General features: G+C 39.2%; 18 protein-coding genes. 5 read left to right on the forward strand and 13 right to left on the reverse strand.

Features of this window, described 5'->3' with window-relative positions:
- Window positions 1-2: 2 nt before the first annotated feature.
- The 6 genes from H7U17_RS14430 to H7U17_RS14455 all read right to left on the reverse strand — a co-directional run bounded on the left by H7U17_RS14430 (window position 3) and on the right by H7U17_RS14455 (window position 8,684).
- Window positions 3-1,835, reverse strand: coding sequence for a RagB/SusD family nutrient uptake outer membrane protein (locus H7U17_RS14430; RefSeq protein ID WP_186757460.1), 1,833 nt, complete (start codon window positions 1,833-1,835; stop codon window positions 3-5).
- Window positions 1,836-1,848: 13 nt separating this feature from the next.
- Window positions 1,849-5,235, reverse strand: a complete 3,387-nt coding sequence (locus H7U17_RS14435; RefSeq protein ID WP_186757461.1) for a SusC/RagA family TonB-linked outer membrane protein — start codon at window positions 5,233-5,235, stop codon at window positions 1,849-1,851.
- A gap of 157 nt (window positions 5,236-5,392) precedes the next feature.
- Window positions 5,393-6,475 carry a FecR family protein gene (locus tag H7U17_RS14440; protein ID WP_186757462.1) on the reverse strand — a complete coding sequence of 361 codons (1,083 nt, stop codon included), beginning with the start codon at window positions 6,473-6,475 and terminating at the stop codon, window positions 5,393-5,395.
- Between the two features lie 245 nt (window positions 6,476-6,720).
- Entirely contained in the window at window positions 6,721-7,296 is a 576-nt protein-coding gene (locus H7U17_RS14445) for an RNA polymerase sigma factor (RefSeq protein ID WP_186757463.1), read from the reverse strand.
- A 319-nt stretch (window positions 7,297-7,615) separates the two neighbouring features.
- Window positions 7,616-8,314, reverse strand: a complete 699-nt coding sequence (gene folE, locus H7U17_RS14450; protein WP_186757464.1) for a GTP cyclohydrolase I FolE — start codon at window positions 8,312-8,314, stop codon at window positions 7,616-7,618.
- Window positions 8,274-8,684, reverse strand: a complete 411-nt coding sequence (locus tag H7U17_RS14455; RefSeq protein WP_186757465.1) for a 6-pyruvoyl trahydropterin synthase family protein — start codon at window positions 8,682-8,684, stop codon at window positions 8,274-8,276. The genes folE and H7U17_RS14455 overlap by 41 nt, the downstream gene beginning before the upstream one ends.
- Window positions 8,685-9,089: 405 nt before the next feature.
- Here H7U17_RS14455 and H7U17_RS14460 point away from each other — a divergent pair, with 405 nt between their 5' ends.
- On the forward strand, window positions 9,090-9,815 hold the full coding sequence (locus tag H7U17_RS14460; RefSeq protein WP_186757466.1) for a murein L,D-transpeptidase catalytic domain family protein: 726 nt from the start codon (window positions 9,090-9,092) through the stop codon (window positions 9,813-9,815).
- 48 nt (window positions 9,816-9,863) lie between these two features.
- On the opposite strand, the gene H7U17_RS14465 is transcribed toward H7U17_RS14460, so the two are convergent.
- The 4 genes from H7U17_RS14465 to H7U17_RS14480 all read right to left on the reverse strand — a co-directional run bounded on the left by H7U17_RS14465 (window position 9,864) and on the right by H7U17_RS14480 (window position 14,517).
- Window positions 9,864-11,498, reverse strand: a complete 1,635-nt coding sequence (locus H7U17_RS14465; protein WP_186757467.1) for a L,D-transpeptidase family protein — start codon at window positions 11,496-11,498, stop codon at window positions 9,864-9,866.
- A 67-nt stretch (window positions 11,499-11,565) separates the two neighbouring features.
- Window positions 11,566-12,414: a 3-deoxy-8-phosphooctulonate synthase gene (kdsA, locus tag H7U17_RS14470; RefSeq protein ID WP_186757468.1), complete on the reverse strand. Its 849-nt coding sequence runs from the start codon at window positions 12,412-12,414 to the stop codon at window positions 11,566-11,568.
- A 4-nt stretch (window positions 12,415-12,418) separates the two neighbouring features.
- A complete protein-coding gene (locus H7U17_RS14475) occupies window positions 12,419-12,970 on the reverse strand; it encodes a KdsC family phosphatase (protein WP_186757469.1) in 552 nt (183 codons plus the stop codon).
- Window positions 12,971-12,972: 2 nt separating this feature from the next.
- Window positions 12,973-14,517: a bifunctional GNAT family N-acetyltransferase/carbon-nitrogen hydrolase family protein gene (locus tag H7U17_RS14480; RefSeq protein WP_186757470.1), complete on the reverse strand. Its 1,545-nt coding sequence runs from the start codon at window positions 14,515-14,517 to the stop codon at window positions 12,973-12,975.
- Window positions 14,518-14,677: 160 nt separating this feature from the next.
- Between H7U17_RS14480 and H7U17_RS14485 the strand changes: the two genes are divergently transcribed.
- The 4 genes from H7U17_RS14485 to H7U17_RS14500 all read left to right on the forward strand — a co-directional run bounded on the left by H7U17_RS14485 (window position 14,678) and on the right by H7U17_RS14500 (window position 20,323).
- Complete coding sequence (locus H7U17_RS14485; protein ID WP_186757471.1) at window positions 14,678-15,580, forward strand: mechanosensitive ion channel family protein; 903 nt, start codon at window positions 14,678-14,680, stop codon at window positions 15,578-15,580.
- Window positions 15,581-15,665: 85 nt separating this feature from the next.
- Window positions 15,666-16,628: a hypothetical protein gene (locus H7U17_RS14490; RefSeq protein WP_186757472.1), complete on the forward strand. Its 963-nt coding sequence runs from the start codon at window positions 15,666-15,668 to the stop codon at window positions 16,626-16,628.
- A gap of 184 nt (window positions 16,629-16,812) precedes the next feature.
- Window positions 16,813-19,587: a leucine--tRNA ligase gene (gene leuS / locus H7U17_RS14495; RefSeq protein WP_186757473.1), complete on the forward strand. Its 2,775-nt coding sequence runs from the start codon at window positions 16,813-16,815 to the stop codon at window positions 19,585-19,587.
- 217 nt (window positions 19,588-19,804) lie between these two features.
- Window positions 19,805-20,323 carry an FKBP-type peptidyl-prolyl cis-trans isomerase gene (locus tag H7U17_RS14500; protein ID WP_186757474.1) on the forward strand — a complete coding sequence of 173 codons (519 nt, stop codon included), beginning with the start codon at window positions 19,805-19,807 and terminating at the stop codon, window positions 20,321-20,323.
- Between the two features lie 74 nt (window positions 20,324-20,397).
- Here H7U17_RS14500 and H7U17_RS14505 read toward each other — a convergent pair whose 3' ends face one another.
- From H7U17_RS14505 to H7U17_RS14515, 3 genes are read right to left on the reverse strand one after another with little or no spacing between them, the layout of a single operon-like run.
- Complete coding sequence (locus H7U17_RS14505) at window positions 20,398-21,360, reverse strand: ABC transporter ATP-binding protein (protein ID WP_186757475.1); 963 nt, start codon at window positions 21,358-21,360, stop codon at window positions 20,398-20,400.
- Window positions 21,357-21,707 (reverse strand): MmcQ/YjbR family DNA-binding protein, encoded by a 351-nt coding sequence (locus H7U17_RS14510; protein ID WP_186757476.1) that lies wholly within the window; start codon window positions 21,705-21,707, stop codon window positions 21,357-21,359. The genes H7U17_RS14505 and H7U17_RS14510 overlap by 4 nt, the downstream gene beginning before the upstream one ends.
- 18 nt (window positions 21,708-21,725) lie before the next feature.
- Window positions 21,726-21,917 carry a DUF6728 family protein gene (locus H7U17_RS14515; protein ID WP_186757477.1) on the reverse strand — a complete coding sequence of 64 codons (192 nt, stop codon included), beginning with the start codon at window positions 21,915-21,917 and terminating at the stop codon, window positions 21,726-21,728.
- Window positions 21,918-21,946 lie beyond the last annotated feature (29 nt).

Consider the following 21,946-nt stretch of genomic DNA (forward strand, 5'->3'; position numbering starts at 1 on the left):
AACTAGTAACCAGGAAACTGTACCAAAGATTTATTCCTGTCGATTTCCCTTTGAGGTATTGGATAAAAATAGAATTTATCTCTCCAGTCTGCCCTAGTAAAGGCTACTACCCTTTGATGGAATGCGGGATCAGACATATATCCACCTTCTTCTATATTCATCCCATGGAAAGCGCCACCTTGGTGGTCTTCTTCAGTATCCGCAATTTTCCATCTTCTTACATCCCAATAGCGATGCCCCTCATACATCAATTCAATCTGCCTCTCCAAGCGGATTTCCTTTCGCATAGTAGCCTGATCAGTACTTCCATCATAATCTGCCAATCCGCCCCTATTTCTGATTTTATTGAGATAGATCAATATATCAGGGTGGCCTGGAGAATATTCATTGAGTGCCTCTATATAGTTCAGGTAAATTTCACCCAAACGAATCATCATGGCTGGCCTAGAAAAGCTTGTTCCACTTCTGAAGTCGGAATTTGGATGAATGTTCTTCCTTGCCGTATATCCTGTAATTGGCCAATCCCTAGGGGCACCTTGCTTACCACTATTTCCACTAAAATAAAACTCTACATAATCTGACCCTGGCACTGATACCACTGGAACAGTAGCCCCATTAAACGTTACATTGACATAGAATCTAGGCTCTCTACCTACGTACATATTATACGTACCAGCCGCATAATATTCACTCGCCTCTGAAGTATAACCTGTTTCAGTATATCCGCTGGTTGGGTTATCTATACTTTTCCCATTGGCCATTCTAAAATCATCCACCATCTCTTGGGTAACGGCAATACCATTCCAAGCTTGGCCATTAGCATTCCTTGGAGAACAATGTCTTTCCCAAGAGAAAAAGACATTATTATCCGGTCTCAACCAAATTCCCTCTGTATCCCAACCATTGTACATCAATTCTTTACTCGAGAGATATCCCTTCACAAAAGGATCTTCATGGTCTACTTCATATAGGTCCCATAACCCCATGTCGATCACTTCCTTTGCTGCATCCGCTGCATTTTTCCATCTGCTCTCGTCATAGCTTTGGTTGAATAAAACAGTCCCATCCTGGTTCTTGAAATTGCCTAAACTTGTATTTCCATTAAACAAAGGGCTAGCATGATAAAGTAAAATCTGGGACTGAACGGCTTTGACGATTGGCTTGGTAATCCTACCTGTTTGCTGCAAATCCTCCTGATTGGGATTGTTGGGGTTTAAATGCTTTTCAGGCACTAGCTCATGGGCTTTATCCATTTCAGAGAGTACATATGCTACACATTCGTCCCAAGTACTTCTGGGAATCTGAAAATCGGCTTCTGGAGGCAGTGTGCTTTCCCCCATAATCACTATTGGCCCATACTGCTTCATCATTAACCAATAAAAATATGCCCTCAAAAACCGGGCTTCCCCTTTATATTGGGCAATCAACTGTGGGCCTCCAGGTTGCTCCAATATTTCCTGGTTCATATCAATATTTTCGAGAAAAACACCTGCTGACCTAATAGTTTGATAATACCAATCCCAATGATTGGGACTGGTATTTACTGGTGTAAGCGCCCCGGAATTGATAGCTGGTTGTGACCATGCATAGTTTACTTCATCAGACTGCCCACTCCATGGCGTACCGTAAGGCTGATCCCACATTTGGGGAATAGGATTATATATCCTGGCCAGCCATTCTTCGGTCATGTTTTTGTTCGTAAACACATCCTCTAGTGTAGTGATATTATCAGGAACAGTATTTAAAAAGTCCTCATTACAACTTGAAGAGAAAAGTAACTGCCCCATTAAGGCCAAAGCAATTAATCTATATTTTATTTCTTTAAAGTTCATCATTTTTCTCTAGGTTTTATTGAAAACTAGCTCTTACACCAAGGTTAATGGCAGTAGTATTTGGATATGCCGTTCCTCTGCCGTCACCAAGTTCTGGATCCCATATTTTCCAGGGAGAGAAGGTCAAGAGATTGGTCCCATTCACATAAACCCTAAGGTTTTTCATACCATATTTTTCCAAAGACTTCATACTGAAATTATAAGCTACCTCAGCATTCTTCAACCTGATATAATCGGACCTGTACAGCCACCAGGTACTTCCATAATAGTTGGTAGTCACATCCTGTCTAGTGGATAATCTAGGATAAAAGGCATTAGGATTGGGATTTTCGGGAGTCCACCTGTCCAATGCTTTTTTGTAAAGATTCCCTCTTGTTGGACCTTCTGAAAAAGGAGTGGTACCTGTTCCTCCCGAGTACATAAAATCAGATTTTCCAGCTCCTTGGAAAAACACCACAAATTCAAAACGTTTAATCCCTACGCCTAAATTAAGCCCGTACAAAATCTGAGGAATGGAACCATAACCAATGGCTTTCTGGTCATAACTATTGATCATCCCGTCTCCGTTCAGATCTTGGTATTTGATATCCCCAGGACGAATATCTCCAGCCTGTTCGGGAGAATTCTGGATATCTTCTTCATCTTCAAATAATCCTAAAGCAACATAACCAAATCGCTGATCTATACGGTGTCCTACCCTATTTTCCCAAGGATGTTGCCAGGGGGGAAGTCCATCATATACGTTTTTATTTTGGTTGTAATTAAATGTCCCCCTAAACGACACAAAGTCCAAAAGAGCACTGGACGGGAAATATTTATTATAATTAAGTGTGATGTCAATCCCTTTATTTTCTGTAATACCAATATTGCCATATGGGATATTGGATGTGAACCCAGAAGCTCCTGGAATATCATTTTGTATCAACAAAATCCCTGTACGACGTTCTTTAAAAAGTTCCACAATCAAGGACAGATCATCATTGAATGAACTGATTTCAACCCCTAGATTATGACGCTTACCGGTTTCCCAAGTTACATCAGAACCCACCTGACCTTCCTGTAAGCCACTCCATCCTCTGGTATTTCCAGGAACCCCAAAGGTATAACCATCTGCTCCATCTATTCTTGTCTGAAAAAGAAAGCGAGAATTGGTATTACTGTTTCCTGTCAACCCGTAAGTATATCGGAATTTCAAATGGCTGATGACATTTTTAATAGGTTGAAAAAACTCCTCATTGGAAACCAACCATCCTGTACCAAAAGAAGGGAAAAAGCCATATCTTTTCTTTGGGGAGAAGTTTTCCGAACCAGAATACCCAAAATTGGCCTCGATAAAATACCTTTCGTCATAACCATAAGTACTCCTTCCAGAAAGGCCTCTATGCCTAAAAGGAATGGAGGCAATTAAATCACCTGCATCACCATTCACATAGTCAGATTGATAATACAGTAATAGACCTGAAACATCGTGCTTACCAAATGAGCGATTGTAATTAATGGCTGTTTCGGTATAAAACTTTCTGTTTCCCCCACGAGAATTTTCAAACCCAAGCACATCGGAGCCTGGAGAAACAACTTGCGTAATCAATTCTCCATTTTCATCCCTTCCAGTGGCAAAATAAGTCTGCACATTTCTTGTTCTTCTCAGATTATTCCAGCCATAGGCATCAAAGGAAAACATAGTAGTTGCACTTAATCCTTCTGTTATGGCATCCAGTTCCTGCCTGAGCCGAATATTGGATCGGATAGTATTTCTGAATTCAGTAGCATACCCCGACTGAGTCAAATTTCGATAGGGATTGGGAATATTCCCCCCTCCTGACCCTTGTGGCCATTGCCCATTGGAGTACCTTGTAGGGATAACATGAGGTGGTGCTTGTGTAGCCTGATCAAATAAATCTCCAGTTCCTACTCCAGGGTAATTACCATTGATGATAAACCCGTTAATCCCCAATTCCAGTTTAGTGGTCTTGGTGACCTTTACATCTACATTAGTCAGGAAGTTGAATCGATCAACTTTTAACTTAGAATTATAAGATTGTACCTCGTCATTTTTCAACATGCCAGTTTCAGAGAAATATCCAGCAGAAACGTAATAATTAGCAAAATCAGAACCTCCCCTAACATTCACATTGGCGCTTCTATTATATCCATATTTGTTGAACAGTTCGTCATACCAATTCACGTTAGGGTACAAATCAGGATCTTCACCAGAAATATGCTTGAGGATCTGTTCTTCAGAGTACTGCGGGGTTCTACCTCTAACTGACAAACCTTCATTGTATAGGCGCATAAAATCTGCTGCCTCTACAAACTCTGGCAACTGGGTAAATTGTGTAACTGCATGATTGACTTCCACATTGATTTGTGGCTTCCCTGGCTGGCCGGATTTTGTGTTGATGATGATCACACCATTGGCTCCCCTTGCTCCATATACTGCAGTAGCAGAAGCATCCTTCAGAACGGTAAAACTCTCTATATCTTCCGGATTAATATCATTGATCCCCCTATCTGGCACACCGTCCACTATTAACAAAGGACTACGCGGACTTGAGCCAAATGTAGCAATACCACGAATAAATATATCCGCTCCATCATATCCGGGCTCTCCACTTCTCTGTACCGAAACTATACCTGCCAATCTACCTCCAAGGGAATTAGTCAAGCTTCTATTGGGCAATTTCAACTCACCAGCTTTTATGGTAGACTGTGACCCCACCAAACTCACCTTTTTTTGCTCTCCAAAACCTACTACTACTACCTCTTCCAAGGCTTCCAAATCTTCCTGTAAAATGATTTCATATTTGCTGGAGGCACCTATTTCCATTTCTAAAGATTTATACCCGACAAAAGAAACCAAGATCTTAGGATTTGCCGTAATCAATGTCAACGAAAACTCACCATCAACATTCGCCGCAACGCCATTCGTTGTCCCAACTTCCACTATATTTGCACCTGGAATAGTAATCCCCTCTGAATCCTTCACCACACCATAAATGGTTCTATCCTCTTGAGGCTGGGGCTCTTTTTTCTTTGTAGAATATTTTGCCTTTACCACATTAACAGTATTATTGAGCCTCATAAAATCCAGTGAGGCTTGATTGCCAATAAAACCCAGAACTTCAGTTAATTTTTCATTGTTAAAAACCTTAGTGATACGTACACGCTTATCCAAATCCTTAATGTCATAAGAAAACTTCAAAGAAGTCTGTTTCTCTATTAAACTAAAAGCCTTTTCGAGGCTATGGTTCTTGAAAACCACATCCACCACAATGGGCTCCTCCTGCCCAAGTATCCACATTTTTTCATCCTCTGCACGTAAAATCCCCACCACTCCTATAAATAACCCCAATACCAACAGGAAACAATGCCGGCATTTAAGTTCTAGTAATGTTTTTTTCATACTTTTGTTTGGTTTTAATAATTAATAACTGTTAAAACATAATGCTCAATTCCCGTTCATCCCCATGTCAGGAATTGATTCTCAGGGGTGATAATTTTGCCCCTGATTTTTTTGTTTATGATGAGTTAATCTTTAACATTTTGGGTTTTCATATTTGTTAATAAATTTTCACTTGATCTCCTTTGATTTCGAACTTAAAACCTTTCACAAAGCCTATACTTTCCAGAACATTTTCCAAACTCTCATTATCAAAACTCCCCGTATAATCCCAGTTCTGCTTTTTGATATTTGAATTTTGGATGATTAGATCCACTCCATACCACTTTTCTAATTCCTTCCAGACTTCTGCATTGGAAGACTTGTTAAATGAAAGAACTCCACGCTTCCACGCCAACACATCTGATACATCAAACTTCCCTTTGACAAAGCTTATTTTGTCCTTAACATCTACCGCCACTTGCTCCCCCGGCACCAATAGTGTAGATTCCTTCATCCCTGTCTTACTGACCATATTGACACCCACTTTACCCGTAACCAAGGAGATACTTACCTTTTCCTTTTGCTGCTTGATATTAAAAGAAGTTCCCAAAGCTGTAGTTACCGTACCATTCGATTTTACCCGAAATGGACGAACATCCTTTGCTACATCAAAAAATGCCTCTCCCTCCAAGGAAACATACCTTACGGTATCATTAAATATTTCTTCAAAATGTATTTGGCTGACTGAATTCAGGGTAACAATCGTCCCATCACTTAACCTTGTTGTTAATTTCTGCCCTTTCTTTGTAGTCTTGGTCACATAAGGCACTTCTTTGATAACAGGAGCGGTTTCTTCCGAATACTCCCAAAACCATGTACCAACAATCCCAACTATCAAAACAGCTGCTGAAGCAATCCATCCCCAGTAAGTATTTCTTTGCGCTTTATATTGATAATAAGTCTTTCTATCATGTAAGGCCACCACATGAGCTTCCTTTTTCGAATGCTCAGATTGCTCTAATTGCTTGTTGATTCGCTGTTGGAGCTTTGAAATTCTATCAGGATCTATCTCTTGATCAAAATTTAGTTTTTGGAGGATACGCTTTGCTTCTTCAGAACGTGGTCGTAAATGGGGAAAAGAAAAAATCACCTCTTCCCAATCAACCTTGGAATCCCTTCCATTTACCCAATCAATAAATGACTCATCCACCAAAAAGTCTTCAACTTGGTATTTTTGATATATATTATTCTTGTTCTTCAAGGTATTTCAGATATTATCTTTACCCCTAAATCCCAACACCATATAAATTACTCCCTGATTTTATGTTTTTTTTTCAAAAAAATTGATTTCCCACAATGAAGGACGATTCCCGCACCAGTAGGAAGCAGATAGATAAAACCGTATTTGTCTAATTGATAAAACAGAAATAGAAAGAAATATATTTTCCGTTTTTTATTCTCATAATAAAAAATAAGAGCAAAAGCCCCATCACCAATGTCTAAAAATTAAGCAGACATGTTTTTCCTTAATATCATCATCGCTTTTGAAAGCGCATTATAAACAGATTTCTTATCTAGCGCCAATATCTGCGCAATTTCCTCCAAACTCAACCCATTATAGTATTTTAAATAGATAATTTCCTTTTGTCTGGAACTGAGCTTTTCGAAACACTTGTTTAATGCTCGGATTTGTTCCTGACGAGAGTCTTCCTCAATAAAAGACGTTTCCAATGTAGCATTAAAATCAATTGAAGACTCTGGCATAAACCTTCCGATCAAAGAGTATCTCTTGTATTTTTTCTTTAGGACTTTAAGCAACTCATTCCTAAATGCTGCCATTAAATAGTACCTGATATTGTTCGTGTCTTTTAGCTTCTCCCGCTTCTGCCATATCCTACAAAAAACCTCCTGCAAGCAATCATCTATTAAATCATCATCATTGGAAAAACTTTTACCATAGGCCTGCAGATGTTCAATATGATCATTAAAAATCTGATCGAAAGCTAATCGATCACCAAATTTCATATCAGTCCACAACTGACTATCCTCACTATATCTATAGGACGCTTTAATTAAGGGCATAATAAAGGTTATATGGGCTACTCAAAAGTTAAAAACATCAATAAAAATCAATAAAATAAAATAATACTCATCTATAAAATTGATACATGAAATTTTCAACAACAATTTGGAAGTTAAACAGTTTTTTCACAATTAACAAAAAAAGCTTTCATTTAATAGATCATCCCAACGATTTATATTGAAAACAATGAACATCACCCCTCACCTAAAAGACAAAAAATTAAACCTAATCAAACTAGAAAAGCCAAAATCCACCACTAAAAAAAGACCGAAGTAAAACAACTTCGGTCTTTCTATAATTTAATCAGAAAACTAAGATTTATTTCATCGTGATATACTGCATAAACTCAGCTCTTGTCTTTTCTTCTTGATCAAACTTGCCACTGTAGAAGGAAGTAACTGTTTTGCTATTTACATCTTTCACCCCTCTTGAAGAAACACACATATGATGCGCATCGATTACTACTGCTACATCTTCCGTTCCTAAAATCTCCTTCAACTCATTTCCTATCTGCATGGTCAACCTTTCCTGTACCTGTGGACGCTTGGCAAAATACTGAACGATCCTGTTGATTTTGGACAAACCAATTACATGACCATTAGAAATATATGCTACATGGGCTTTACCATATATGGGCACAAAATGATGTTCGCAGTGGGAAAAGAAAGTGATGTCTTTCTCCACCAACATCTCACTATACTTATATTTATTTTCAAAAAGTTTTACATCAGGTTTATTCTTTGGATCTAAGCCACTAAAAACTTCCTGAACAAACATTTTGGCCACTCTTCGAGGAGTTCCACTGAGACTATCATCTTTCAGGTCCAATCCCAAAACATTCATGATCTCCTTAAAATGCTTTTCGATAAGCTCCATTTTCAATTCATCATCCATCTCAAAAGCATCTTCTCTCAAAGGAGTCTCATGGGAAGTCCCAATATGCTCATCCCCAATTTCGTCTATAGACCTATCTATATTAATCCCCGTCGTATTCAACATAATTCCTTTCTGTTTCATATAATCGAACCGTTAGATCGTATTTTTCTTCAATTTCTTTTCTTAAAATATTCCAAATAACCACAGCAATGTTTTCTGCAGTTGGGTTGAGTTTTTTAAATTCATCTGTATCAAGATTTAAATTTTTATGATCAAACTTCTTTAATACCCTCTCCTTAATCAGATCACTTAACACCTTCATATCATATACGTAACCTGTCTCAGGATCGATCTCACCTACCAATTTAACTACCAACTCATAATTATGCCCATGAAAGCTCGGGTTATTACATTTACCAAAAACTGATTGATTTTTTTCATCTGACCACTCAGGGTTGTACAATCTATGTGCCGCGTTAAAATGTTCCTTTCGGTAAACCGATACTTTCATATAATTACTTCAACTGTTTAAATCTGTCTGATAGGTGATCTGCATATCCCAACATCTCCTATCAAAACATATTTTTTCTTAATAATGTTTTACGATTTGAAAAACTTAGTTCATTTTTAAATACCAAGTTTCTTTAAATCAACTGCTTGTTATATTTTAAGACCGCAAAACTAACCAAATAATATTTCAAATGCACTTCATTCTACGATTAAGCTCAGTAAAAGCGATCCAATGAACAGGTTTTGTCTGGTATTTCAAGGTTAAGAACATCAATAATTACATTTTCGGTTCATTTTCACAATGAACACTTTATTTCCACGTTTTGAACTAAGAAACCTATCAACCTGTTTTACAATAGATTACACCATCCATTCACCTAAAAAACAATCCCAATATTTATTACTTATGTTGAAAAAAAATGGATTTATTCTGGCGATTTTGATCAGCATGGCCTTATTTTCCTATACACCAATTAGGGAAGTTAGTTCAGTGACTACCTCAACGATATCTGGAAATTTGGAAGATGCTATCATTCAAAAAATAAAGAAAGGGTTATTAGAAAAGAATTTTGAAACCCCATTATCTGAGGAAGCCTTGAATCACGGTGTATCCGGATACTTAAATTTAATCCAATCTGGCTTAATATCCCCTAACAAACCTTTGACAATTATCGACTTTAGCCTTCCTTCATCATCCAAAAGACTCTGGACTATTGACCCTTTAAAGGGCAGCATTCTCCATCACACTTATGTCGCTCATGGAAGAAATAGTGGCAACCTTATGGCTACCAAATTTTCCAATACCAATTCCAGCTTTATGAGTAGTCTTGGCTTTTACCTTACAGCAGAAACCTATTACGGAAAACATGGTTATTCCCTAAGACTCGACGGACTGGAAGAAGGCCTAAACGACAATGCCCGTAAAAGGGCCATCGTCATTCACGGCGCAGAATATGCCAATCCTGAATTCATCCAAAAAGCCGGTCGATTAGGAAGGAGCCTGGGCTGTCCTGCTTTACCTATGGATGTTTACGAGGAAATTATCAATACCATCAAAGATGAAAGCTGCCTATTCATTTATGCCCCACAGGAAAAATATATCAGTAGCAGTCAATTATTGGCAAAGAAATAAATCCTTAAAAGTCATATCTTTGCCAATAATCACAATGCAAATTCATTCTTACTGAAAAAGTGCCCTGGCAATTTCTTCATCCCTGTTATAAATATCTTTTCTAATATAGTTCTTGCCACCTGTATCTGTCCAAAAAGTGAGATACAAAATCACTACAGGTATTTTTTTCTTTAGCATCACAGCAGTTTCCTTTCCAGAATGCATGGCTTCATAGATTTTTTCCTTATCCCATAAAGCGTTGTCTTGCAATATGACCTCAGCAAATTCTGCCGGCTTATGAAGTCGGATACAACCATGACTGAATGCCCTTATATCTTTATCAAAAAGTGACTTACTGGGAGTATCATGGATATAGACATTGAATTTATTGGGGAAAATAAATTTCACTAACCCCAATGAATTATGGGGCCCAGGTGATTGCCTGACCATATAAGGGAAATTCTTTACCGAAACTGTAGACCATTCCAAACCCGCAGGATCCACCTCCTTTCCCGAATAAGTCAGAATCTTCATATGATTCCTACTTAAATAACTTGGATCTCTTTTAATCTTGGGAATCATCTCTCCCCTTACAATAGACAATGGCACAGTCCATGTTGGACTGAATACGATATAAGACATTTCTCCATTAAACACTGGAGTCGACCTGTACTGCTTCCCTACAATCACCTTGGAACTGAAAAGCGTATCCAAACCATTATCTTGGACATAATCCAGTTGATAATTGGCAATATTTACCATAATAAACTTATCCTCAACCACTGTATCGGGTAGCCACCGAAGTCTTTCTAGGTTAACAGCTATGCGCAGGATCATATCTTCGGGGGTTTCATTCAAAGCACTAATAGTTGCTGGACCAATCACCCCATCTGGATTTAGACCAAAGCGCTTCTGAACCTTTAATACCTCCTTCAAAAGGGCAGAATCATACAATTCACTATCTACTTCTGATCCTTCTCCAATAAGCCTTGACCTTATTTCAACAATTAGTCGGTTTCTATCGCCAAGCTTTATAAGTTTTTTATATTCCAATTCAGGCGTATTCTCTTCTTGGGAAGAGGCCATTTTATAATAGTCCCTTAAACTCTCCCGGATATTCGCATAAACCTTATACTCCGGCCAAAAGCCTCTAATACTTTGCCCTATGGAATCTCCCTTGACGGCACTTTCAAGCACTTCTTCAAACTTAACCTTCACCGTCTTAGCCTGAATTTGCCAATTGGTCTTAATAGCCTCTTGTGGGGTTTTCCCCTTATACAGGTCAGTGGCCAACTTCAGGTAGCTTTCGGAAAAAATCAAATCAACATAAGCCAACTGCAGGGCATTCTCTCCCATCTTCTCAATCTCAAAATTCATGATAATATCATCAAGTTGGCCCAAATAATAATCTTCAGGCACCAAGCCATCATACAATGACTCCCTGACCTGATCTCTAAGGACCAAAGCTTGACTGCTTAAACCACCTTCCTTGGTCCATGCTTCCTTAAACTCCCTTTTGGAATAAAATTTTATCAATAAATCATACTGGCTAAAATTCACTTTTGAATCATGAGACAGCTCTCCAAGGCTGCTTGACTCCAATATATTCCTGATTTCGGAAGCAACCCCTAGCTCCTTGGATTGTGCTTGCAAACTTAAAATGGAGAAAAAGGAAATGACTAAAACAAAAATGATCTTATTCATAAACAAAGATTTATTCCCTTGAATTTAAAAATAAAAAAGCCGATCAAATCGGCTTTTTTATAATTTATTATTGAACTTCAAAATTCATATAACGTTGACCAAGACTCCAGCTTTCCTTAAGCATACTTAAGAAATCCGCCATCCTATGCAAAGGGATCATATTTGGACCATCACTTAGCGCTTTGGCTGGCTCTGGGTGCGTTTCTATAAAAAATCCATCCACACCAGTAGCTGCTGCTGCTCTGGCCAAAAATGGAGCAAATTCCCTCTGACCACCACTGGAACCTCCTTGCCCACCTGGCTGCTGTACAGAATGGGTAATATCAAAAACTACAGGGGCAAACTGCCTCATGGTTGGCAAAGACCTCATATCCACCACCAAATTATGATACCCCATTGTAAAACCTCTCTCAGTAAGACAGACATTATCGTTACCGGTGGACCTCACCTTATTGACAGCATATTGCATATCTTCAGGCGCCATAAATTGACCTCTTTTGATCTTAATGGCTTTACCTGTTTCTCCTGCGGCCAGGAGTAAATCAGTCTGCCTACATAAGAATGCTGGAATCTGCAAGACATCTGCCACCGCTGCCACCTCGTTGGCTTGGTAACTTTCATGAATATCAGTGACTACTGGCACGCCAAGTTCCTTCCCTACTCTTTGGAGTACTTCCAAAGACTTGTCCATTCCAATTCCACGAAAAGACCCAGAGGAAGTCCTATTGGCTTTATCAAATGATGCTTTAAAAACATACGAAAACCCGTTCTTCTCTGCCTCTTCCTTTACCGTGCTACCTATTTCCATGCAGATATCAAAACTCTCCACGGCACATGGGCCCGAAAACAATACTGGCTTATCTTTGCCCAAAACCACCTCATCAGTGATTTTCATGGCCTGCTTAAATACTTGCATGATGCTATTTTTCTATCAATTCTTTAATAATCTTTTTCAAAAGCCCCTTTGAGCTCAATATCAAGTCTCCAACTTCACGGAAAACGCCTCTTCCTCCCATTAATGAAGAAACCATGTCCACTTCATCTCTTACATAAGGCAAGGCATCCAATGGCGCTACAGAAAGACCTACTTTAGTAAGGATAGGCAAATCAATCAAATCATCACCGATATAAGCTACCTCGGACAATTTCAGATTAAATTCCTCCAATACCTCGTAAAGTTTTTCTCTCTTATCCCTGATGCCATGGTGGTGGAAATCAAAGCCAAGCTCCTTACACCGACTTCTCACCACTGGTGAATTACGTCCTGTTATCGCCCCGATCATCACTCCATTGTTTTGCAAAACTTTCACGATCAAGCCATCCTTGACATTGAACTTTTTCAATTCGAGATAATGATCATCATATATCACTCCCCCATCTGTCAAAACGCCATCCACGTCAGTAATAAGCAATTTGATTTTGGAGGCCTTTTCATAAATTTCTTCCGGAATATCCTTAAGGTAATTCTTCATAATCAATTATTTTTTTTCCATTGTATGGAATATAAATCAAGTCTTCTTTGATCTAGGTTCCTGACACTTCCCACCTTCCTCAATTTCGTCAACAAGTCAAGATCCACATCAGCCACGATTGTGGTTTCAGTATTAAGTGATGCTTCCGCCACAACGGCATCATGCGGGAACGAAAAATCTGAAGGGGAATAAATAGCTGCCTGAGAATGCTGTATATCCATATTTTCCACTCTTGGCAAGTTGCCTACCGAGCCTGTAATCGCTACATAACACTCATTTTCCACAGCCCTGGCCTTGGCACAAGTACTCACGCGAAGGTAGGCATTTTTGGTATCAGTCCAGAATGGGACAAACAATATATCCATCTCTTGCTCAGCCAAAATCCTTCCCAATTCAGGAAACTCCACATCATAACATATCAATATACCAATCCTTCCTGCGTCAGTATTGAATACACGAATGCCATTCCCTCCTTGCAGTCCCCAATATGACTGCTCATCAGGGGTTATATGAAGTTTATACTGTTTATCTGTAGTACCATCTCTTCGGCAGAGATAACTCACGTTTCTAAGTCTTTTCCCATCATATTCAGGCATACTTCCCGCTATTATATTCACATTATAAGACAAGGCGAGATCCTGCATTCTCTGAACAACCTCCTCTGTATAATCTGCTAAGTTCCTGATCGCTTCTGAAGCATCCATATCATTAAAATCTGCCAGCAAGGGTGCATTGAAGAATTCAGGTAACAAACAAAAATCCGATTTATAGCCTGAAACGGTATCAACAAAGAATTCCACTTGCTGCATCAAATCATCCACATCACTAAATCGACGCATTTTCCATTGGACCAAGCCCAATCTCACTATGGATTTTTGGTTACCAATCAGCTTTTCTTCCTTTTCGTAGTAGATATTATTCCACTCCAACAACGTCGCATAAGCCCTTGACTCCTTATCCTCCGGAAGGTATTTGGTGATTACCTTTCTAACATGGAATTCATTGGCCAGCTGAAAAGACAGTACCTGATCATATATCTCCTTGTTCTTTACCAGCTCAATATATTTTCGTGGGGTAATTTTATCCGCATAATTTTTATAACCAGGAATCCTTCCTCCAGCGATGATGGAACGTAAATTAAGGTTCTCACAAAGTTCCTTTCGAGCATCATACAACCTTCTCCCCAATCTTAATCCTCGATATTCTCTGTCCACAAATACATCGGTACCATACAGGGTATCCCCATTTTCCATATCATGCGTATCAAACTTCCCATAGCCCGTGATTTCGTCATAGGTATGATTATCCCCAAACTTGGAATACTCCACAACCAAACTCAAGGCTACAGCAACGACCTTCCCATTGTCTTCAATACAAATCTGACCTTCTGGGAATGCCTTAATTTGATTCTTAAACTCTTGCTTGGTATAAGTCATCTCCTTCTCCTTATAGATCGAGATCATGATATCTCTGATATTTTCAAAGTCAGACAGAATGACGTTTCGGAGTTTTAGCCGGTGTTCCAGCTCTTCTTTTTGCTTGCTCATGCTTTAATTAGCTCTACGATCACACAAATATGCTAAACAAAATCAGTGTTATAATTTCCAACACAAAAATAATTCCTTTAGCCCACAACTGGTTTCACAATATAAATATTATTATTTTGTACCATACAACTGTTTTTAAATCTCAATTGCCCGGAAAAACATGGAAGAACTTTTACAAGATGTGAAGAAGGACGGATTCAGTGCCTTTTTGGACAAGTTTAATGAATTATTGGAATATGTGGTCATCACCCTTGGTGAATCCAAACTGACCGTAGGAGAAATAATTGCCATTGCATTCTCTATTTTCCTTTTGCTAATTGTAACAGAATGGATTCGAAAATTCATCGTCAATAAAGTACTTACCCGCTATAATATGAATATTGGCACCCGACAATCTGTGGGCACCATTATTCGCTATGCACTATTGATTTCCGGCTTTGTAATCATCGTCCAGAATTCAGGAATTGACTTGAGCGCATTGGGTATACTAGCAGGTGCCTTGGGGGTAGGTATTGGTTTTGGTCTGCAAAATATCACCAACAACTTTATCAGTGGGCTAATCATTCTTTTTGAACAACCTATCAAAGTAGGCGATAGAATAGAAGTAGCAGATGTTAATGGTGACGTCATCAAAATATCAGCTAGATCTACCATGGTCGTCACCAATGACAATATCTCCATTATTGTCCCTAACAGTCAGTTTATCGATAGCCCTGTAATCAACTGGTCGCATAATGATCGCAATATCCGTTTTAATTTCCCTGTAGGGGTTTCATATAAAGAAGATCCTCAAAAAGTAAAGACCATCCTAATGGAGGTCGCCTCAAATAATGAAGGAGTCCTCAACAAGCCTAGCCCTGATGTCTTATTTACAGATTATGGTGATAATAGTATCAATTTTAACTTAAGGGTTTGGACTTCAGATTATATCAATAGACCCAATGTTCTAAAGAGCCAGCTTTACTACGAAATATTTAAAAGATTCAACGAAGAGGGAATAGAAATCCCATTCCCACAAAGAGACCTACATTTAAAGTCTGGATTTGAAAAGCTTGAAAATTAGTTGTTTATTTACATTAATAAGTAGGATTAACGTAAAGTAAGGCAATAGAAGCACGAGTTTTTCCCCACTGAACAAATTATTTTGGATGAAGCGTTTACTGTTCATATTTTTTATCCTATTCCTTTCATGGGAAAGCTATGCCCAAAGCTTTTATCGCTTTAGGTTTGAAGAAGCTTGGTCTGTAGGAATGGGAGGAGGAGTTACCCAGTATTTTGGCGAACTTTATTCCTTATGGAAATATGAGGAAGGCATACAGCCGGATTTCAATTTTTCGGCCAATGTCCGCAGAACTATTGGCACAAAAACCCGACTTAGACTAGAAGGTTCCTTTATCCAAATGTCCGGCCAAGATCCACCAGCAGATCCCCGTAGTTTAAGAACACCGAGAAACCTACATTTTAGAGCAAGGAATTTTGAAGCGGCTTTTCTATTCGAATACCATTATAAGCCGGTCAAGCTCAACAATATTACCCGTCACTTCCTCAACTGGTACATCTTTGCGGGAGTAGGAGCCAGCACCAATACCCCTAAAGCACAATTAGACGGGGATTGGGTCAGCCTCCGCCCTTTGGCACTGGAAGGAAAGGAATACCCTGGGGTAATTGTTGTTTTCCCAATGGGGCTAGGAATGAAATACAAGCTAAACGTATATACAGACCTATTCTTAGAAGGGAATTACAGATTTACCCTAACGGATTATATGGATGATATAAGTGCTTTTAATATCAAGGACTTTTATCAGGATTTATTAGAAAGCTATGGAGACTTCGGCGAAGGCCTAATGCCCGAAAGATTAAGACTGGCTGTCAGAAACCCTGACTGGTTGGATGATAGCGGCATGCCCGACGTTGAAAAAATCAGAAACGGGACCTATTTCGATAAACATGGCAATTTTCAACACCGCATCAGAAGAGGTAGCGGTCTGAAGCACCGATACGACGGTTATTTCACCCTGAATGTCGGGGTTGAAATTTATTTCTCTCGGGATATCTGGGAAAACTGGCTCAGAAGAGGAAGAACGCGACAACGCGGCTGGAGATTCTGGTAATAGTTAGATAGGAGATATAAGACACTATACTTAGAACTTGCTTTTTATTTCTTCTTCTCACTCTTCGTACTTTGCACCTCAAACTTCGAACTTAACCTGACTTACTGTGCAAATACAAAGGCATATCCCATTTATTTTTTTAATTTTGCAAGCAATCCTATTCTAAGTAACAATTTTGCTAAAAATGGCTGAATATAATTTTCAAGAAATAGAAAAAAAATGGCAGGACAAATGGGAAGCTTCCCAAATCTTCAATGCCAAAGTTGACCCACAAAAACCTAAATTTTACAGTTTGGATATGTTTCCCTACCCTTCTGGAGCAGGGCTGCATGTAGGACACCCACTGGGCTATATTGCCTCAGACATTGTCACCAGGTTCAAAAGACTTCAAGGTTTTAATGTGCTGCACCCAATGGGCTATGATTCCTTTGGATTGCCTGCTGAGCAATATGCCATCCAAACTGGTCAACACCCAGCCATTACCACAGAAGAGAATATAAAAAGATACACCGAGCAGCTTAAAAATATCGGTTTTGCTTTTGACTGGGACAAAGAAGTCAGAACTTCAGACCCTAATTACTATAAATGGACACAGTGGATTTTCATGCAACTGTTCAACAGTTATTATGATAAAGATGCTGATAAAGCCAAGGACATCGCTGAGCTGATCAAAACTTTTGAAGCTGAAGGAAATGCCAAGATCAATGTGGTGAGTGATGAGGATACTGAAATCTTTACCGCTGAAGACTGGAACAGTTATTCGGAAAAGCAACAACAGGAAATATTATTACAATATAGATTAACCTACTTGGCTGAAACCACTGTAAACTGGTGTGCAGCCTTGGGAACCGTGCTTTCAAATGATGAGGTGAAAGATGGCTTCTCTGAAAGAGGAGGCCACCCTGTTGAAAGAAAGAAGATGATGCAGTGGAGTATGCGTATAACAGCCTATGCAGAGCGTCTTCTTAATGACCTTGAAAAAGTAGATTGGCATGAGCCTATCAAGGAAATGCAGCGTAACTGGATAGGACGCTCCACTGGCGCAGAAATGGTTTTCCAAGTAAAGGACTCCGACAAAAAAATCAAGGTCTTTACCACAAGAATAGACACCATTTACGGTGTAACATACCTTGCATTGGCTCCAGAAAGTGAATTGGCAGCTGAACTGATCACTGAAGACCAAAGAACTGAAGCAGAAGCTTATATTGAAGTAGCCAAAAACCGTTCTGAAAGAGACCGAATGAGTGATGTCAAAACCATCTCTGGTGCTTTCACTGGCAGTTATGCCATTAATCCTTTCAACGGTGAAGAAATCCCTGTTTGGGTAGCAGATTATGTTTTGGCTGGTTATGGAACTGGGGCTGTGATGGCCGTTCCTGCTCATGATGACAGAGATTATAGATTTGCCAAGCACTTTGGAATGGAGATTCGCCAAGTACTTGAAGGAAGCACTGAAGAAATTCCTTTCGACGGATGGGGTGCTACTGCGATGAACTCTGATATCATCAATGGATTACCGATGAGGGAAGCCATGGACAAAGCCATTGCATTCCTTGAAGAGAACAAAATCGGTAAAGGCAAAATCCAATACCGTATGCGTGATGCTATCTTCACCAGACAGCGTTACTGGGGTGAGCCACTTCCAGTTTACTTCAAAGATGGCATCCCTTATTTAGTGGAAGAAAAAGACCTCCCAATTGTCCTTCCTGAAGTAGACAAATACTTACCTACTGAGGACGGTGCTCCTCCACTTGGCAGAGCAAAAGATTGGACCTATAAAACCAAAGATGGAGAATATCCGCTTGAATTAAGCACCATGCCTGGTTGGGCAGGTTCATCCTGGTATTTCCTTAGGTATATGGATTCCAAAAACAATGATGAATTTGTAAGCAAAGCAGCCCAAAACTACTGGGAAGCTGTTGACCTATACATCGGTGGTGCTGAACATGCTACGGGCCATTTGCTTTATAGTCGTTTCTGGACCAAGTTTCTTTATGACCGAGGATTGATCAATATAGTGGAGCCTTTCAAAAAGATGATCAACCAAGGCATGATCCAAGGTCGCTCGAATTTTGTCTACAGAGTAAAAGGCACCAATAAATTTGTCAGTCATGGACTTAGGAAAGACTATGATACTGCTGCCATGCACGTGGATGTAAACATTGTGTACAACGACCACTTGGACCTTGATAAATTTAAGGCTTGGCGACCAGATCTTGCCGACGCTGAGTTCATCCTTGAAGATGACAAATATGTCTGTGGAGCTGAAGTGGAAAAAATGTCCAAATCCAAGTACAATGTGGTCAATCCAGACGATATCATAGAGCGCTATGGTGCGGATACTTTGCGACTATATGAAATGTTCTTGGGCCCATTAGAGCAATTTAAGCCTTGGAACACCAATGGTATCGATGGCGTATCCAAGTTCTTAAAAAAGGTATGGAGGCTATTCCATGATAAGAATGGTAATTTCGCTGTTTCTGATGCCGCTCCGAAAAAGGACGAACTGAAAGCACTTCACAAAACCATCAAGAAGGTAGAAGAGGATATGAACAATTATTCCTTCAACACTTCTGTATCAGGTTTTATGATCTGTGTGAACGAGCTTAGCGCAATGAAATGTAATAAGCGTGAAATACTGGAGCCATTGGCCGTAATCCTTTCACCCTTTGCCCCTCATATTGCTGAAGAGTTATGGTCCCTATTAGGCCATGAAACCTCAGTAGTGGAAGCCAGCTTCCCTAAATACAATGAAGAGTATTTGGCTGAAAATGCCCATGAGTACCCTGTTTCTATCAACGGTAAGATGAGAGCAAAGCTTCCACTTTCCTTGAGCTTAAGCAAAGAGGAAATTGAAAAAGCGGCATTATCGGATGCTAATGTTACTAAATGGCTAGACGGAAAAACACCGAAAAAAGTCATCGTGGTACCTGGAAAAATCGTCAATATCGTCGTTTAAGAGTAAAAAACCATATAATTAGAGGTTAGTCTTCACATAGAGGACTAACCTTTTTTTATTGTAGCTCATTTCCAATAACCATCAAACTATCAATAAATTACAAAGCACTCCATTTTCATTTCACCCGTATCAAAAACAACTAAAAACTACATATTTTGCTTTTTATGAGGAAGAATCAGCCAAATTTATATCTTTGTTTAAAAGCAAAACATAATATATGGAAATCTCCAACAATAAAGTAGTAGGGCTAACATACGAACTAAAAGTAAGCAAAGCTGATGAGGAATCAGCTCCTTTCAGCGTCGAGGTGAGGGACCAAGAAGACCCTTTCTATTTCATATTTGGAAATAGTGGTTTGCCGGAAAAATTTGAATCATACCTTGTTGACAAAAATGAAGGAGATCACTTTAATTTTGTCCTCGAGGTAAATGAAGCTTATGGTGAAGCTGATGATGAATTGATCGTGGATATTGCCAAAGCCCAATTGACAGAAGAAAGAGGCTTTAAGCCGGAAATGCTCCAGGAAGGCAACTTCCTACCACTTATAGATGAAGAGGGATACCCCATGCAGGCAAAGGTACTTAAAGACCTTGGAGAAGATTTATTATTAGACTTTAACCATCCTTTGGTGGACTTTAAACTACACTTTGATGGTGAGGTGATGGAAGTAAGAGAAGCTTCACCTGAGGAACTTGCTCATGGACATGTCCATGGAGAACACGGTCACCAGCATTGAATTTGACTTTATATCAGACGATAGAAAAAAGCTGGTCAAGATTTTTATCTTGACCAGCTTTTTTTTTACACTCATCATTTATCAAAGCGGATCAGCTTCAATGGATCATAGTCTAATATGATATCATCTCCTACTTGGAATTTCCTCGCAGTATCCTCTACTTTCCATTTCAGATTTCCTTCTTCTAGCTCCACTGTCAACAAATTATAATGAATCAGGTACTGCTGTTTTTCCACTCTCGCCTTCAACCCGTCCCTTTCATTAATAGTTAAATCTGATGGACGGACATAAGTTTTTTCTTCTCCCGGAATTTCATTAAGGTTACCAAAAAGCTTGGCCACGTACTCATTGACAGGATTTCTAAAAATATCCCTGACATTCCCCTGCTGACTAAGCTTTCCCTTCTGAATAATCATCAACTCCTCACTCATCAATAAAGCATCATCTACATCATGGGTCACGAAGATAACCGTCACATCCAATTCTTCAAAAATCAGCTTCAACTCTTCTATCAGTTCACGCTTCTGAATTGCATCAAGGCTACTGAATGGTTCATCCAAAAGGAGTACCTCTGGTTCAATACTAAGCGCCCTACCGATCGCAACTTTTTGCTGCTGCCCACCTGAAAGTTGTCTTGGCTTTTTATCCCTATGCGCTTGCAGGGAAAGTAAATCAAGTAGTTGCTCTACCCTTTCCCTTTGATAATCCTTATTATATAATAATAAAGGCCTCGCTATATTTTCCTCCACAGAGGAATTTGGATACAATTTATACTCCTGATGAATCAGCTGAATCTCATCATAACCGGGAACCAACTTTTCTTTGGGATTCAATATCTTCTGGTCACCCAAATGAACCACTCCGGAATTTTGAACTTCTAAACCTGCAATAATCCTCAATAAGGAGCTTTTCCCAGAACCACTTTCACCAACCATAGAAACAACCCCGCCTTTATGAACTTGCAAACTAAACTCTTGAAGGGCAATATTCTCCTCATCATACTGTTTGCTGACTTGACTGACCTTAAGAAAACTCATGAGGAAATTTCGTTTTGAAGCTTTTTGGGAAGCCCCTTAAATATCAAATTATACGAATGGTCTACCAATTCTAAAATCAGTCGATCCGGCACATCCCCCTTACTGGACACGGTATTCCAATGCTTTTTATTCATATGATAACCTGGGATAATACCACTATAGTGTTCCCTTAACTCAACCGCTCGCTCTGGATCACATTTTAGGTTCACACTTTCAAAAAGTGCTATATCAGTGATGGCAAAAATCTTCCCTCCCACTTTAAAACAAAGCGTTTCAGGACCGAAAGGAGTATCTTCAGTTACTCCTGATTTTGCCAAACAATAATCTCTAAAAAAAACTATGTCCATAAGCCGCGGTAATGGAACTTACATAAACCTTTTAACAATCCAGAAGATCAATGCTGCCAAAAATATCAAAATGGAGATTCTATTAATCCCATGCATCATGCGCAGGTTCAAATTACTCTTTTGATTAGGATCGGTTTTCTTGAAAACCCTTATGAAGTAGTTCCCTACTTCTCCTAATTGAAAAAACTCTTTTATTTTATTATCAGCCATGCTTTTTGATCTTTTTGCTTAAATCTAAA

Origin of the sequence: Echinicola salinicaeni, assembly GCF_014280965.1 — a bacterium.
Taxonomy (GTDB): Bacteria; Bacteroidota; Bacteroidia; order Cytophagales; family Cyclobacteriaceae; genus Echinicola; species Echinicola salinicaeni.